This is a genomic window from Pantoea jilinensis (assembly GCF_019104105.1).
Classification (GTDB): Bacteria; Pseudomonadota; Gammaproteobacteria; order Enterobacterales; family Enterobacteriaceae; genus Pantoea; species Pantoea eucalypti.
Genome location: NZ_CP077746.1, coordinates 3,322,773 through 3,337,556, shown reverse-complemented (window position 1 = coordinate 3,337,556; position 14,784 = coordinate 3,322,773). Strand labels below are relative to the sequence as shown.

Sequence of the window (14,784 nt, the reverse complement as noted above, 5' to 3'; positions counted from 1 at the left end):
AGACCTTACCTATCAGATAGACAACCCCTATAGATAAGCCAATCGCTATAAGCCTCTCATGCCACGTTTCATAGTGAAAGAACCAGTAGCAGCATAGTAAGAGCAAGAACCCGCCTATGATCGCACCTGACGCCTCTATAAGGCTATACATGATGCGTTTACCTAAGCTCAACTTAGCCGGCCCATTATCTCGCATTAGCGTTTACCTCCTGGTCTACCATCTCAATGATCTTCTCAAAAGCCGGTTGTCCCTGAGTTCGCTTTACATTCAGAGCTTCTAAGAAGGGGTTCAGAGCTGGCTCAACTAAGAAGTAAAGTAAATCATAGTTCCGCACGCGTAGCGCGTTGTAGACTTCTGGGTTGTTCTTTTGAAGCTTTTCAGAGGTGTAGACACATCTCTCTGTCATGCCACCGATCAGTAAAGCATTACCAATCAGGCCACCTCTGACCGCAACAAGGAAGGAGCTACGCTGCGCAATGGTAGTTGCTAATCTTCCGGCTATTAGTGAGTTCGTAAGCGTCCGGCCAGCAACTGAAGCCATCGTTTTGCTATAGATAGCGTTCTGCTTGAATTCAGGCACATTCTTGTTGAAGATATTGAGCACAGTCTCGATTGTCTTCATGAAGTTGTGATTTTCAAGAATGCCATGCCTGATGGCACTAACCATCCTTATTTTCTCTGTTTCACGTTGATAGCGGCTGTCTGTATCAAGAAATCCATAGGCAAGATAGCCAATGTCTGTAGGCACAGACAGGACTCCATGCATTAATCCTATCGCTGACTCAGGCGATATAATGATTTTGGCTATACGCTTTGCGATCTCACTGTAGCTACGCATCCTGAAGGTCCTTATCCTCGCTTACTTTGACTACATAGTAGTCCCTTGCTTCCGGCACTATCCTATCAACCTTGATGCCGACTGTGCCATTGCTTACCTCATCGTAAGGAACACGGTCTATCTCAATGCTTTCAATATTGAGTAAGTGCCAATGATTCTCACTGTGCTGTATTGCGATTTTATCAAACCTTGAGACAGTAAAGTTGCTGTCGGCAGGGATTATAAGGGAGTAAACCACCGCTCGATCATAGCAGTGATTGAAGTCGAGCCGGTGAAGGCTGTGTCTGAAGTCCATGAGGCATTCTTGCTTGAAGGCTTCACGAGCAGCCTCTTTGCTGATAACCCCTGATTCTATCATGTGATAGATGTTGAAAAGCTCATAGGTGAATGTCATACCTCGATTAGCTATCTCAGCATCAGTAATTTGGTTTTCGTTAAAGGGGATCGGCTCTCGTTCTTTAGGCGCTTTGTATCGACGGTGATTGACTGTGTAGATAGCTTTAGTGCCGGATAGACCAAAGATTACCGCTTTGGGCCAGCAATCTGATCGTATGAGAACGTTTGGTATATTAAGATATAGATTACTATAATCTATACATAATGATTGCGATTACTTGAGCAGCGTTCCGGCCTTCACCACAGCCTTATATAACCACAATCAGGGGCCTGCCAATGATCGCCAATCTGGTGTTCCACGCTTGAGGGGGATAAACCGCAGCTTAATCTTTGGAATGCGTGTTTTTTGCGTGTTCCCCGCGTCAACGGAAACAATCTCAGCCTCTTTAGCGCTCAGCTATGCGCTTCTCCTGCGCCACCCGTTCAATAAACATCTGCGCCAGTGCCGCAATGGCGCTATTGGCCGGCAGTCTCTCTTCGTTTATATGCATCACCAGTGAACTGCTGCGTCGGCGGCCCTGCAGTAGCGGCAGGGGACGAAGCTCACCGCTCTCTAAAAGCGCGGCGATATTCTGTTCCGGCAGCCAGCCATAACCTAACTGGTGCTGGACCGCCTCAATCGCGGCCGACAGTGTTGTAAATGACCAGTTTTCCGCTTGTTCGCCATTCACCTCTGACTGCTGCTGTTGCTGACGATCCAGTATGGTAATGCAGGGCCAGCGAGCCAGCGTGGCCGCATTAAGCGGGGCGGGTTCGCGGTGTAATGGGTGGTCGCGATGGGCAACGGCGACGAAATCGACACTCATCAGGCTTTCGCCTGCAAATTGCGTATCGCCCTGCTGCGCCACCAGCCAGAGATCGGCCTGATTTTCCGCCAGTCTGTCAGGCGTTTCACTTCGGACGATTTCGCTGAACCAGATACGCACATGGGGATAGCGCTGCTGAAAGGTCTGGAGCACATCAAACAGCAAAGGTTTGGGCAGCGTCGCATCGACCATCAGATCGATGCGTGACCGCTCGCCGCGTTGTAGTGCATTAGCCTGCGCCTCAAGCGCACTGAATCCCGCCAGCAAAGGACGCACCTGCGCGAGCAACTGATGTCCCTCTGCACTCAGCATCGCACGGCGGCCCTCCTGCTGTAACAGCGTCAGCCCCAGCCGCTGCTGAAGCAGGCCCAGCTGGTAGCTCAATGAAGACTGGCTGCGATGGTTCTTCTCCGCTGCCAGCGCAAAACTCCCTTCATTGACTACTGCATCGAGCAGATACCACTGTTCCAGCGTTGTCCTGTACATGTTGACTCATCTAAAAAATGAATTATTTAGCGCTAAAAATAGCGTTATTCATCGCTTTTGTAACGCGCAATAATCCTCTCAACGGAAACAAATGAGGAGTTAATCATGAGTACTTTTGATAAACATGACCTGTCTGGCATCGTCGGTAAACATCTGGTTTATACCTATGACAATGGCTGGAACTACGAGCTCTACATCAAAAATGCCAGCACCATCGACTACCGTATTCACAGCGGCATGGTGGGAAATCGCTGGGTTAAAAATCAGCATGTCTATGTCGTTCGTCTGGCGCAGGATGTCTATAAAGTCTCCTGGACCGAACCTACCGGCACCGATGTCAGCCTGGCCGTTAATCTGGCCGATAAAATCTTCCATGGCACCATCTTCTTCCCTCGCTGGGTAATGAACAACCCGGAAAAAACCGTCTGCTTCCAGAACGATCATCTGGAAGAGATGGCAAAATTCCGCGAAACGGGTCCGGCTTATCCAACTGAGATTATCGATGAATTCGCGACGCTGACCGTTATCCGCGAAGTGGGCGAAAATAATGAAAGCGTGATTGATTGTCCGCCTGACCAGCTGCCTGCCTATTGGCCAGCTAACCTGCAAAATTAACGCAAAACAAAAACGGTCATGGCGTCCATTTGTTAAAAATGGATTGCCCAGGCAGGCAGTGCAGGTATTAAAAGAGAATTGAGCCCTCTTGCCATGACGCAAAGGGAAGAGGGCGCGTTCTGGCGGCGGGACCAGCCACTATCACTGCAGGAAATGAAAACTACGCTGTAATCCTCTGACGCCAAAAGAACCTCACACTTCGCTCTGGTGTTGAGATTTTGTCAAACTCACCGCTGTTTTACACCCGATTCACACCGCGTTCTATTCCTGTCGGTTATCTATTTCACTGAATCATTTCGCTTAAACCGCTGCAAAGCTGACCTTATCGTGTCGCCATTTCACTGGAATACGGTAAGCTGCTGTGAGACCAAATCGGCTCACTCAGGAGCCTGATGCGGGGAGATAAGCGGGCAGAATGGGCGTAGTGGATTATGTTGTATTTTTGTAAACAGATTAACAAACAGACGGAATCCTGCTATTCTGCCCTCCGCGAAACCGGGCACCTCAACCTGGACGAGAAAGGGAAGTGTGTTCTCCATAAGTGAGCAAGGTGGTCGGAAAGCCCTACATAATGAGAGCGAGGATAACGTCGTGCTAGAAGAATACCGTAAGCACGTTGCCGAGCGTGCTGCCCAGGGAATTGTACCTAAGCCTTTAGAGGCTTCCCAGATGGCCGCGCTGGTTGAACTGCTGAAAAATCCACCTGCGGGTGAAGAAGAATTTTTGACCGATTTATTGGTCAACCGAGTCCCACCTGGCGTCGATGAAGCGGCGTATGTCAAAGCCGGTTTCCTGGCGGCTGTCGCTAAAGGCGAAGCAACCTCTCCTCTGATATCTCCTGAAAAAGCGGTTGAACTGCTCGGCACCATGCAGGGTGGTTACAATATTCACCCGCTGATTGAAGCGCTGGACGATAGCAAGCTTGCCCCAATCGCGGCGAAAGCCCTTTCACACACCCTGCTGATGTTCGACAACTTCTATGATGTTGAAGAGAAAGCGAAAGCGGGTAATGAATACGCGAAGCAGGTGATGCAATCGTGGGCCGATGCGGAATGGTATCTGTCACGTCCTGAACTGGCTGAGAAAATCACCGTTACGGTGTTCAAAGTCACTGGCGAAACCAACACCGACGATCTCTCTCCAGCCCAGGATGCCTGGTCACGTCCGGACATTCCACTGCACGCCCTGGCGATGCTGAAAAATGCCCGTGAAGGCATTGAGCCGGATGAGGCAGGCAACATCGGTCCGATCAAACAGATCGAAGCGCTTAAGACCAAAGGCTTCCCGCTGGCCTATGTCGGCGATGTGGTCGGAACCGGTTCCTCGCGTAAATCTGCCACCAACTCGGTGCTGTGGTTTATGGGCGACGACATCCCGAACGTGCCAAATAAAAAAGGCGGCGGCGTGGTGCTGGGCAGCAAAATTGCGCCAATCTTCTTCAACACCATGGAAGATGCAGGCGCACTGCCGATTGAAGTTGACGTCAACAACCTGAACATGGGTGATGTCATCGACATCTATCCGTTTAAAGGCGAAGTCCGCAATCACGAAACCAACGAACTGCTGGCCAGCTTCGAACTCAAAACCGAAGTGGTGATTGACGAAGTGCGTGCCGGTGGCCGTATTCCGCTGATCATCGGTCGTGGACTGACCACCAAAGCGCGTGAGTCACTGGGTCTGCCGCACAGCACCGTATTCCGTCAGGCGAAAGATGTTGCGGAGAGCACCCGTGGCTTCTCACTGGCGCAGAAAATGGTGGGCCGCGCCTGTGGCGTAGCCGGTGTTCGTCCAGGCGCCTATTGCGAACCGAAGATGACCTCGGTTGGCTCGCAGGATACCACCGGTCCCATGACCCGTGACGAGCTGAAAGATCTGGCTTGCCTGGGCTTCTCGACCGATCTGGTGATGCAGTCCTTCTGTCACACTGCCGCGTATCCTAAGCCGGTGGATGTGAGCACGCACCACACGCTGCCAGACTTCATCATGAACCGTGGTGGTGTATCACTGCGTCCGGGTGACGGCATTATCCACAGCTGGCTGAACCGTATGCTGCTGCCGGATACCGTGGGCACCGGTGGTGACTCCCATACCCGTTTCCCTATCGGCATCTCTTTCCCGGCGGGTTCAGGCCTGGTGGCGTTTGCCGCCGCGACCGGCGTTATGCCGCTCGACATGCCGGAATCGGTGCTGGTGCGCTTCAAAGGTAAAATGGAGCCAGGCATTACGCTGCGCGATCTGGTTCACGCCATCCCGCTGTATGCGATCAAACAGGGTCTGCTGACCGTTGAGAAGAAAGGTAAGAAAAACATCTTCTCTGGCCGTATCCTGGAGATTGAAGGTCTGCCGGATCTGAAGGTCGAGCAGGCGTTTGAGCTGTCTGATGCGTCAGCAGAGCGTTCCGCTGCGGGCTGTACCATCAAGCTGGATAAAGCACCGATTATTGAATACCTGAACTCCAACATTGTACTGCTGAAGTGGATGATCGCAGAAGGCTACGGCGATCGTCGTACACTGGAGCGTCGTGTTGAAAGCATGCAGAAATGGCTGGCCGATCCTCAGTTGCTGGAAGCAGACGCCGATGCTGAATATGCTGCGGTGATCGAAATCGATCTGGCTGACATCAAAGAGCCGATCCTCTGCGCACCAAACGATCCGGACGATGCACGTCTGCTCTCTGACGTTCAGGGCGAGAAGATCGACGAAGTGTTCATCGGCTCATGCATGACTAACATTGGTCACTTCCGTGCCGCCGGTAAACTGCTGGATAGCCACAAAGGTCAGCTGCCAACGCGTCTGTGGGTGGCACCGCCAACCAAGATGGATGCAGCACAGCTAACCGAAGAGGGCTACTACAGCGTATTCGGCAAAAGCGGTGCGCGTATCGAGATCCCAGGCTGTTCACTCTGCATGGGTAACCAGGCACGTGTTGCAGACGGTGCGACGGTGGTTTCCACCTCGACCCGTAACTTCCCGAACCGTCTGGGTAATGGCGCTAACGTCTACCTGGCATCTGCGGAGCTGGCTGCGGTCGCGTCTCTGCTTGGCAAACTGCCAACGCCGGATGAGTATCAGCAATTCATGGAGCAGGTTGATAAAACAGCCAGCGACACTTATCGCTATCTCAACTTTGACCAGCTGGCGCAGTACACTGACAAAGCTGACGGCGTGATTTTCCAGACTGCGGTCTGATTCTTCACCTGGCAGTAACAGAAAGGGGCGATGATTCGCCCCTTTTTTTCGTCCCGGCATTGGCCAGAGAGACGATCAAAAGCTGGATTTCGCCAGACAGCCTGTAATAATGCGCGACGTGTCACACTTTGCCGCGCAGGCAGCGCTGACACTCATTTAGTGACGCGATGACGTTAAGAGGAACGGGCGATGGAATATGAATTTTTACGCGATGTGACCGGACAGATTAAAGTTCGTATGTCGATGGATCATGAAGCGGTCGGCCACTGGTTCAACGAAGAGGTGAAAAACGATCCAGGATTGCTGGATGAAGTCGAAGCCGCAATCGAAGACGTCAAAGGCAGCGTGCGTCAGTGGCAGCGCGTCGGTAGCGAGTACACCATCCTGCTGGATGAGGAAGAGGTAATGATTCGCGCCAACCTGCTGGCTCTGGAAGATGACGGCATGGAGGAGGGGATGAACTACTACGACGAAGAGAGCCTCTCCTTCTGCGGCATTGAAGATTTTCAGCTGGTGATCGCCGCCTATCGCCAGTTTGTGAACCAGTACGGTAAACCCGTACGGTAATTTTTACGCTGATACAGGCCGGGCTACCCGAGTCGCCCGGCCTGTTCATCAACTCAGCGACGCACCGCCGCACATCACCAGCTGCTGACCGGTGATTGTCGCGGCCGCAGGCGAAAGCAGGAACCCGACCAGTCCGGCGACTTCCTGCGGCTGAATATAGCGGCCTATCGGTGGCAAGCGCGGCGGGGAACTGGCCCGGCCCGGCTGTTGTAGCATCGGCGTTTCGGTGGCACCTGGCGCCACGATATTGGCTGTAATGCCGCGCGGTGCCAGCTCTGCCGCCCAGCTGCGCACCATGCCGATCATCGCCGATTTAGTGGCCACATACTGACTACGGCACGCCGCACCGCCTGACGTGCGACTACCCAGCAACACGATTCTGCCGCCCGCGTTCATCCGGGGCGCAAAATGGTTGGCCAGCTGTTCTGCGGCGGCAACATGCAGTTGCCACAGGCGTGTGCTGGCGTTCAGATCCAGCTCCCCGAGCGGCGCGGCCTGCATCATTCCCGCTGCATGGATCACCGCCTGCGGCACCGGCAGTTTGTCCAGTAAAGCCTGCAATGCCGCACTGTCGCTGATATCGATCTGATGGCTCTGCCAGCCCGCGTCTGACCGGTTTATCGCCGATCGGCTCAGGCCAATCACCTGCCAGCCCTCATCCAGCAGGCGATCCACAATCGCCTGACCGATGCCGGAACTTGCGCCGGTCACCAGCGCCATCTTTTCAATCACGCGTCACCTCCCTGCACCCAGGACTCCCCGACCCGCACATATTTAATTGCCTGGCGATACCAGGTGTAGGCGATATGGAGTTCGCCGTTCACACCCTGCTTGATGCTGGGGTAAGAGAACTCACGGTTTAACTTCTGCTGAGAGTTATTGGTCATGCAGTAGCCGTCGCCTTCATCCAGATTGCGCTGCAGCGGCCAGCTTTTGCCGCCATCTGTTGAGATCGCCAGCGTCATTGGCGCTCGTGGCGCGCCCCAGAAGGCGGTGCGCCCGCTGTGCACCACCGGCTCGGCGGCAACCGCAACGTCACCGTCTTCTTCATCATCTTCAATTTCGTCATACAGCGACAACCGGCGCTCGCTGGCCCCTTCGGCGCTCATCGCATTGAACACCAGCGCCAGATGACCGTTGCGCAGCGTCGTGACCTGAATGGAGGAGTTATTGTTGGGCAGCGACAGCGGCTCGGGCGCACTCCAGCTTTCACCCTGATCAAACGAGCGGCTCTGGTAGATATGGTCGGCCCAGCGACTGCGGTAGAGTGCCAGCAGCGAGCCATCATCCAGCAGGGTCACGTTCATATGAACGCAGCCGGTGCTGTCAGGCACGCTGACGTCGCGCCAGCTCTGGCCTTTATCTTCTGAGATTTTTACCGCGCTGACGTCATAGCTGCCGACCCACTTTTCGCCGGGCTGCGTCAGGCAGTAAAACACCGGCAGCAGCCAGTTGCCGTTGGGCAGCACGACAATCGGCTGACGAATAAAGGTGCCGGGCTTATCCAGCAGGGTTTTGATCTCGCCCCAGCTTTTGCCCATATCGTGAGACTGGCGATAGCGCACGATCGCGGTGTCCTGATTACCTGATTTCTGCGCCGTCCACAGCAGCCACAGTACCTGGTCGGGATCGAGAAACAGCACCGGATTCTGTTCTGAGCGACCCGGATCGTCAGAAAGCTTCTGCGCGTCACTCCAGCGATCGCTGCCTTTTGTCAGCCGGGAACACCAGACTGAGATATCGGCAATCCCTTCCTGCGTGCCACCAAACCAGACGCAAAGCAGATCGCCATCGGGCAGCGGCAGCAGGTTAGCCGCATGGTTTTGCGGGCAGGAGGAGGGCAGCATCGCAATCTGCTGGGCGCTATCCTGCGGGTGCGGCGCAACCAGGCCGGTGCGTTCTGCGGTGACGGTTTCCTGAGTCATATTAGGCTCCACTATTTTGTGCATTGTGTTGCGGTTGAGGCTGAGACTGGCGTGACGGGATACAGCGGTCAATCACCATAATGATGGCCGGCGTAATCAGCGCCAAATACATATTGTCGATACCGAACGGATTACCCATCAGGAACCAGACGGACGTGACCACGCAGGCACCAATCAGACCGGCGTTGGCACCGCGCGTGCTCTTAAACCACGGCAGATAGAACGCCATGATCGCCACCACGGTGATCGACAGGCGAATCGCGCGGGTAAAGAACGAGAGCTTCAGCACTTCCGGGAAGAACAGGACAAACAGCAGCGGGAAGAAGCCGATGCCAATCGAGATCCAGCGCGTCACTTTAAATTCGCGCTCCGGCGTCGGATTACGATAAGGCACGTAAAAATCTTTCACCACCAGCGAGGCGATGGCCAGCGCAACGGTGCCGACGCTGACGAAAATCGAGGCCACCAGCGAGGTGGTGACGATACCCGCCAGCCACGGTGACATATCCTGCAGAAACACTGGCAGCGCATAGAGGCTCTTGATATCGGGATGCGCAAACTTCGCCGCCACGCCAATCAGCGCCATCGCCAGACCGATCGGCAGGCAGAAGATGAAGGCGACCCAGGTAGCGCGCTTCGCGGACTTCACATCTTTGGTGGAGGAGATCGCCTGGATCACAAACTGCGTACAGAAGATCGAACCCACGGTCCCGATCAGCCAGGCCACAATGGTACTGGCACCGACGTGACCATCCCACGTCCAGTAGAACGCCGGCATTTTCTCGATCATCGGGGCCACGCCGCCGGTCATTTTCAGCGCCACATAGAGGATAATCAGGATCCCGATGTACTTGATGGCGCTGTGCAGCAGCGTAACCCAGGCGACGCCTTTCATGCCGCCAAACGCAAAGTAGAAGGTACTGACCACCGCGGTGATAAAGGCCGCCTGCGTCAGGTCGATCTTCAGCACAGTGGAGATCGCCGCCGCACCGCTGATGTAGTTCCCGACGTTCACCAGCAGCAGCGCATAGATCATAATCAGCGAGATAATGTTCTTGGTTGAGCTGCCATATTTCTCGGCGATGGCACCGGAGATCGTGATTTTTCCGGTGTTGTAGATGCGTTTGACCAGAATCAGGCCAAACAGCGGGAACCCAATCGCCGCGCCAATCACCGACCAGGAGGCGGCGAAGCCATCCTCAAAGGCTGCCTGCGCCGTGCCAATGGTCGATTTTGCCCCGATATACTCTGACATCAGCATAATGCCAACGATAAAGGCGGGCATGGCGCGGGAGCCTTCCATGAAGTCGCCGCTGGTTTTACTGCGCAGCCGCCAGGTCAGCCAGGTGGTGAACAGGATATAGGCGACCACCATGCCGACGATCAGTAAGGTGCTCTCAGTTGAAAATGCTTTCATCATGACCTCGATTGTTCTGGCAGATGACGACCATCAGGTTCGTTCTCATCTGACCGATAGGGTACAAAGGCGATGGACGTTATTGCAGGTAGTGGTTCACGATTTGACGGATCTGCTGCTGCTCGTCGGCGCTGAACTGCACCGCATAGCGGCTTTCACCCACCTCAAAGCCCTGCAGGCTGACCGCTTTTTTCACGGCGGCCGGTGAGAAACCGATGCTGTACAGCGCGGTGCGCAGGCCGGTGACGTTCTCCTGTGCCTGATGCGAACCGGCAATATCGCCGGCACGGAAGCGCGCCCAGATGGCGTTAATCGCCTCCGGTGCCACGTTTGCCAGCCCGGAAATGGAGGCGGAGCAGCCATCAACGAATCCCTGATGAATCAGCGAGTCAGGGCCGTTCAGCACATCAAAGCCCTCACAGTCGGCGGTGGCCTGCAGAAATCCGCTCAGACTTTCATAGCTGCCTGCGGAGTCTTTAATACCGATGATGTTCGGGTGCACGGCCAGCGTGCGAACGGTCTCTGGCTGCAGGGTATTGCCGGTTCGCGCCGGGATGTTGTAGAGGAACAGCGGCACTATCAGCGCGTCCGCTACGCGCTGATAGTGGTCGATCAGCTCCTGCTGTTTCAGCGGCACAAACCATGGGGTGATCGCCGAGACGGCATCCACGCCCAGGCGTGCAATCTGTTTGCCGAGCCGGATCGTTTCGCGGGTCGAAATTTCGCCGATGTGCGCCACGACAGGCGCGCGGCCGTTGATCTCATCGACGCAGGTGGTGGTGACGGCGATCTTCTCCTGCTCGTTCAGCACAAAGAACTCGCCATTGGTGCCGCCACAGAAGATGCCGTTTCCGGCGTTGATCTGGCGTCTGACCTGCTCACGCTGTTTCATCGGATCAAAGGCACCTTCACGGTCAAAGGTGGTGACGATGGCGGTCAGTACGCCGTTGATTTTCTTATTCATGACAATCCTCATTACGCCTGGCAGGAAGGGAACAGCGTCAGGTAGACGGCGCGCACATCGTCGGCGGTGACCGCCATCGGCACGTTTTTCATCAGGCGCTGCACGTCGAGCGCCGCTTCCACTAAATAAGGCAGGTGATTCGGGCCGATGCCCAGTGCTTCCAGGCTGGCAGGCAACTGCAGCCGTGCAACCAGCGCGGTGAAGTAGTCGACCAGCGCGTGTGATTTCTCTTCATCGCTTAAACGGACGTCGGCGTCGGGCAGCAGGTCATAGGCCTGAGCGAATTTGCTCACCGCGGCCGGACGGACAAAGCGCATGCAGGGGGCCAGCAGAATGGCGTTGGCAACGCCGTGAGGCAGGTGATATTTGCCGCCAAGCGGATAGGACATCGCATGCACCAGATGCGTCCCGGCATGGGCAATCGATGCGCCGCCATAATAAGAGGCCCAGAGCATCTCCAGCCGTGCCTGCAGATTCTCCGGCTCGCGCAGCGTGGTTTCGAGATTCGCGAACAGCTTCTTCATCCCAATCAGCGCATAGTTGTCGCTGACCGGATTGGCCACGTTGGCGGTGAAGCACTCGATCAGGTGACACAGGGCATCAATGCCGGTAGACGAGGCGATGTGCGGTGGCATGCTGGTGGTGAGTTCCGGCACCAGCGCCACCACATCGGGCAGCATCACTGGTGAAATAATGCCGACTTTGGTCTCTTTCTCCGGGATCGCCAGAATCGCATTTGGCGTCGCTTCCGAGCCGGTGCCGGCAGTGGTGGGAATTAACATTGAACTGGTGCGGCGCACCGGTTTTTCGCCAGCCAGCAGGGCGTCCAGCGCGGGTGCCGCGTCAATGCACAGCACTGACAGCAGCTTCGCTACATCCAGTACGCTGCCACCGCCGATGCCAATCACCATGTCGACCTGGCCCTGGGAAAGCGCTGAGATAATCGTGGCTACGTCATGCTGGCTTGGCTCAGGAGGAACGCTATTTACCAGGCTGATGCGCGGAATCAGATCCCGCAGTTGACCCATCAGAGCCTGTACCGCCGGAATCGCCTCAATGTTCCGGTCCGTGACCACCACCGCTGTCGATACGCCTTTCAGCAGATAGCGCATGTCGTTTAACGCCTGATATCCGCTGATCACCGTGCTGTTAATGTTCATTTCATACCCTTATCTCTGTCATGTCTGAGTAAATGATTAATTTTGCTCAGCGCAATGCGAAGTCAGTCACTCTCTGTGGCTAATTTTATAAGGCATATCGATTTCGATTAATTTGAACTTGCTCACATATAATCAATCATGATTGAATATAATCAAATGCAGCGGCAATAGCCTGACAGGAGTGAGGATGGGCTCATCAATATGGAAAACACCGGTGCTCGTCATCGCTGACGACTTTACCGGTGCCAACGATGCAGGTAGCGGACTGGCACAGGCCGGAGCCCGTGTACATGTGCTGTTTGGCACCGGAGCATCGCTGTCAGATACGGCGGCAGATGTGTTGGTGATCAGCACCGACAGCCGGGCCATCAGCACCATCCAGGCCGCAGAGCGCGTCAATCAGGTGGTGCAGCACTATGCGAAACAGCTTCAGCAGGGCTGGCTGTTTAAAAAGATCGACTCCACGTTGCGTGGCAACGTCGGCGCTGAAACGGTGGCTGCGCTACGCGCCAGCGGCAAAAAAATGGCGCTGGTGGCACCGGCCGTACCGCGACTGGGCCGCACCACACGCGACGGCAAGGTGTGGGTCGATCAGCGTTTACTGACGGACACCGAATTTGCCAGCGATCCCAAAACCCCGATCCTGAGTGCCCGCATCCTCGATCAGATGCAGATCGACGGCACGGAGATCGATCTCGCGACGCTGCGCAGCGATCGGCTTGATGCGGTATTAGCGGCGTCGCAGGGCGTGGTGGTGGTGGATGCTGAAACGGAAGGCGACCTGACCCGACTGATCACGGCTGCGGCGCGTCTGAGCGAAACGCCCCTGCTGGTGGGGACTGCCGGGTTAAGCGATGCGCTGGGTGCTGCGCTCTCCGTTTGCCCCGCGCGACCTGTGCTGGCTGTGGTGGGATCGATGAGCCGTCAGGCAGAGCAGCAGATCGCTGCGCTGCGTCATCACCGTGCCGTTGAGATAGTGGATGTCGATATTCGTCAGCTGTTTCAGCAGCCCGCCTGGCCTGATCGGAATCGCTGGATCGAACAGGCGACCTCCGCATTGCGTGCCGGTCGCCACACGGTGATCCGCACTTGCCAGCATGCATTCCAGCGACACGAGATCGAAAATCTCTGCCAGCAATATAGCCTGACGCGCCAGCAGCTGGGCGAGGCGATCTGTCAACTACTGGGCGAAATGGCCTTTAGCCTGTGCCGGGCGCAACTACCGCATGCGCTCTATCTGTCAGGAGGCGACGTGGCGATTGCCGTCGCTCAGGCTCTCGGGGCCAGCGGGTTTAAAATTCAGGGTCTGGTGGCGGGCTGTGTGCCGCACGGGATTCTGCTTAACAGCGAATTTACTCTGCCGGTAATGACCAAAGCGGGTGGCTTTGGTGATGAAAATACCCTGGTAGCAGCCATTGGTTTTATTGAGGAGAAGTCGAGTGAGTAAAATTATTGCGATCACCATGGGCGATCCGGCGGGCATCAGCCCGGAAATCATTATCAAATCGCTCTCTGAAGGTGAGCTGAATGGCATCCCTGCCGTGGTGATTGGCTGTGCCAGTACACTGCGCCGCATTATGGCGATGAACATTACGCCACAGGCCGAGCTGCGGGTGCTGGACCGGGTGCAGGATGCACGGTTTGCGCCCGGCATCATCAACGTGATTGATGAGCCGCTGGCCGACCCCAATGCGCTGAAGCCTGGCGTCGTGCAGAAAGAGGCGGGGGATCTGGCGTGGCGCTGCGTAAAGCGAGCTACCGAACTGGCGCTGGCGGGCGAGGTACATGCTATTGCCACCGCGCCGCTGAACAAAGAGGCGATGCATGCGGCGGGCCATCTCTATCCGGGTCATACCGAACTACTGGCGCACCTTACCAATACCAAAGATTACGCCATGGTGCTCTACACCGATAAGCTGAAAGTCATTCATGTCACGACGCATATTGCGCTGCGTAAGTTCCTCGACACGCTCAACCAGACACGCATCAAAACCGTAATTGGTATGGCGGACACCTTCCTGCGTCGTGTGGGTTACAGCGCCCCGCGTATCGCCGTGGCGGGCGTCAATCCGCATGCCGGTGAGAACGGGCTATTTGGCGATGAGGAGATCACCACCGTCGCCCCGGCGATTGAGGCGATGAAAGCGCAGGGAATTGATGTCTTCGGGCCTTGCCCGCCGGACACGGTGTTTCTGCAGTGCCAGGATGGACGCTATGACATGGTGGTAGCGATGTACCACGATCAGGGGCATATCCCGCTTAAACTGCTGGGCTTCTATGATGGCGTGAACATCACCGCAGGCCTGCCATTTATCCGCACCTCAGCTGACCACGGCACGGCATTTGATATCGCCTGGACAGGTAAAGCGAAGTCTGACAGCATGGCGATCTCTATTAAACTCGCGATGCAGCTCGCATAG

General features: G+C 55.6%; 13 protein-coding genes. 5 read left to right on the top strand and 8 right to left on the bottom strand.

Features of this window, described 5'->3' with window-relative positions; translation table 11 throughout:
* Window positions 1-185: 185 nt before the first annotated feature.
* The 3 genes from KTJ90_RS15805 to KTJ90_RS15795 form a co-directional block, all read right to left on the bottom strand.
* Window positions 186-839 (bottom strand): Ssp6 family T6SS pore-forming effector, encoded by a 654-nt coding sequence (locus KTJ90_RS15805; protein WP_008925593.1) that lies wholly within the window; start codon window positions 837-839, stop codon window positions 186-188.
* Entirely contained in the window at window positions 832-1,233 is a 402-nt protein-coding gene (locus KTJ90_RS15800) for a hypothetical protein (protein WP_008925594.1), read from the bottom strand. Before KTJ90_RS15800 ends, KTJ90_RS15805 begins: the two co-directional genes overlap by 8 nt.
* A 388-nt stretch (window positions 1,234-1,621) precedes the next feature.
* Entirely contained in the window at window positions 1,622-2,527 is a 906-nt protein-coding gene (locus tag KTJ90_RS15795) for a LysR family transcriptional regulator (RefSeq protein ID WP_003854707.1), read from the bottom strand.
* A 105-nt stretch (window positions 2,528-2,632) separates the two neighbouring features.
* Here KTJ90_RS15795 and KTJ90_RS15790 point away from each other — a divergent pair, with 105 nt between their 5' ends.
* The 3 genes from KTJ90_RS15790 (at window position 2,633) to yacL (ending at window position 6,898) form a co-directional block, all read left to right on the top strand.
* Window positions 2,633-3,142, top strand: coding sequence for a phenolic acid decarboxylase (locus KTJ90_RS15790; protein WP_039658766.1), 510 nt, complete (start codon window positions 2,633-2,635; stop codon window positions 3,140-3,142).
* 591 nt (window positions 3,143-3,733) lie between these two features.
* Complete coding sequence (acnB, locus tag KTJ90_RS15785; protein WP_008925596.1) at window positions 3,734-6,331, top strand: bifunctional aconitate hydratase 2/2-methylisocitrate dehydratase; 2,598 nt, start codon at window positions 3,734-3,736, stop codon at window positions 6,329-6,331.
* Window positions 6,332-6,520: 189 nt separating this feature from the next.
* Window positions 6,521-6,898: a protein YacL gene (gene yacL, locus KTJ90_RS15780; protein ID WP_003854704.1), complete on the top strand. Its 378-nt coding sequence runs from the start codon at window positions 6,521-6,523 to the stop codon at window positions 6,896-6,898.
* A gap of 48 nt (window positions 6,899-6,946) precedes the next feature.
* Here the strand turns inward: yacL and KTJ90_RS15775 are convergent, their stop codons facing one another.
* The 5 genes from KTJ90_RS15775 to KTJ90_RS15755 form a co-directional block, all read right to left on the bottom strand.
* Complete coding sequence (locus tag KTJ90_RS15775; RefSeq protein ID WP_179291181.1) at window positions 6,947-7,618, bottom strand: SDR family NAD(P)-dependent oxidoreductase; 672 nt, start codon at window positions 7,616-7,618, stop codon at window positions 6,947-6,949.
* A gap of 8 nt (window positions 7,619-7,626) precedes the next feature.
* The gene (locus KTJ90_RS15770) at window positions 7,627-8,823 is read right to left on the bottom strand and encodes a sialidase family protein (RefSeq protein ID WP_008925597.1); all 1,197 of its coding nucleotides are present in this window, start codon (window positions 8,821-8,823) and stop codon (window positions 7,627-7,629) included.
* Between the two features lies 1 nt (window position 8,824).
* The gene (locus KTJ90_RS15765) at window positions 8,825-10,240 is read right to left on the bottom strand and encodes a sodium:solute symporter family protein (protein ID WP_003854696.1); all 1,416 of its coding nucleotides are present in this window, start codon (window positions 10,238-10,240) and stop codon (window positions 8,825-8,827) included.
* Window positions 10,241-10,319: 79 nt separating this feature from the next.
* A complete protein-coding gene (locus KTJ90_RS15760) occupies window positions 10,320-11,204 on the bottom strand; it encodes a dihydrodipicolinate synthase family protein (RefSeq protein ID WP_140033790.1) in 885 nt (294 codons plus the stop codon).
* An 11-nt stretch (window positions 11,205-11,215) separates the two neighbouring features.
* Complete coding sequence (locus tag KTJ90_RS15755) at window positions 11,216-12,364, bottom strand: iron-containing alcohol dehydrogenase (protein WP_499025368.1); 1,149 nt, start codon at window positions 12,362-12,364, stop codon at window positions 11,216-11,218.
* Window positions 12,365-12,551: 187 nt separating this feature from the next.
* Here KTJ90_RS15755 and dtnK point away from each other — a divergent pair, with 187 nt between their 5' ends.
* Both dtnK and KTJ90_RS15745 read left to right on the top strand, forming a co-directional pair.
* Window positions 12,552-13,811, top strand: a complete 1,260-nt coding sequence (dtnK, locus tag KTJ90_RS15750; RefSeq protein WP_286866106.1) for a D-threonate kinase — start codon at window positions 12,552-12,554, stop codon at window positions 13,809-13,811.
* Window positions 13,804-14,784, top strand: coding sequence for a D-threonate 4-phosphate dehydrogenase (locus KTJ90_RS15745; RefSeq protein WP_110411644.1), 981 nt, complete (start codon window positions 13,804-13,806; stop codon window positions 14,782-14,784). The genes dtnK and KTJ90_RS15745 overlap by 8 nt, the downstream gene beginning before the upstream one ends.

Excerpts from the sequence above, each read along its gene's own strand:
- KTJ90_RS15805 (WP_008925593.1), bottom strand. The coding sequence starts at position 839 with ATGCGTAGCTACAGTGAGATCGCAAAGCGTATAGCCAAAATCATTATA.
- KTJ90_RS15800 (WP_008925594.1), bottom strand. The coding sequence starts at position 1,233 with ATGACATTCACCTATGAGCTTTTCAACATCTATCACATGATAGAATCA.
- KTJ90_RS15795 (WP_003854707.1), bottom strand. The coding sequence starts at position 2,527 with ATGTACAGGACAACGCTGGAACAGTGGTATCTGCTCGATGCAGTAGTC.
- KTJ90_RS15790 (WP_039658766.1), top strand. The coding sequence starts at position 2,633 with ATGAGTACTTTTGATAAACATGACCTGTCTGGCATCGTCGGTAAACAT.
- yacL (WP_003854704.1), top strand. The coding sequence starts at position 6,521 with ATGGAATATGAATTTTTACGCGATGTGACCGGACAGATTAAAGTTCGT.
- KTJ90_RS15775 (WP_179291181.1), bottom strand. The coding sequence starts at position 7,618 with ATGGCGCTGGTGACCGGCGCAAGTTCCGGCATCGGTCAGGCGATTGTG.
- KTJ90_RS15770 (WP_008925597.1), bottom strand. The coding sequence starts at position 8,823 with ATGACTCAGGAAACCGTCACCGCAGAACGCACCGGCCTGGTTGCGCCG.
- KTJ90_RS15765 (WP_003854696.1), bottom strand. The coding sequence starts at position 10,240 with ATGAAAGCATTTTCAACTGAGAGCACCTTACTGATCGTCGGCATGGTG.
- KTJ90_RS15760 (WP_140033790.1), bottom strand. The coding sequence starts at position 11,204 with ATGAATAAGAAAATCAACGGCGTACTGACCGCCATCGTCACCACCTTT.
- KTJ90_RS15755 (WP_499025368.1), bottom strand. The coding sequence starts at position 12,364 with ATGAACATTAACAGCACGGTGATCAGCGGATATCAGGCGTTAAACGAC.
- dtnK (WP_286866106.1), top strand. The coding sequence starts at position 12,552 with ATGGGCTCATCAATATGGAAAACACCGGTGCTCGTCATCGCTGACGAC.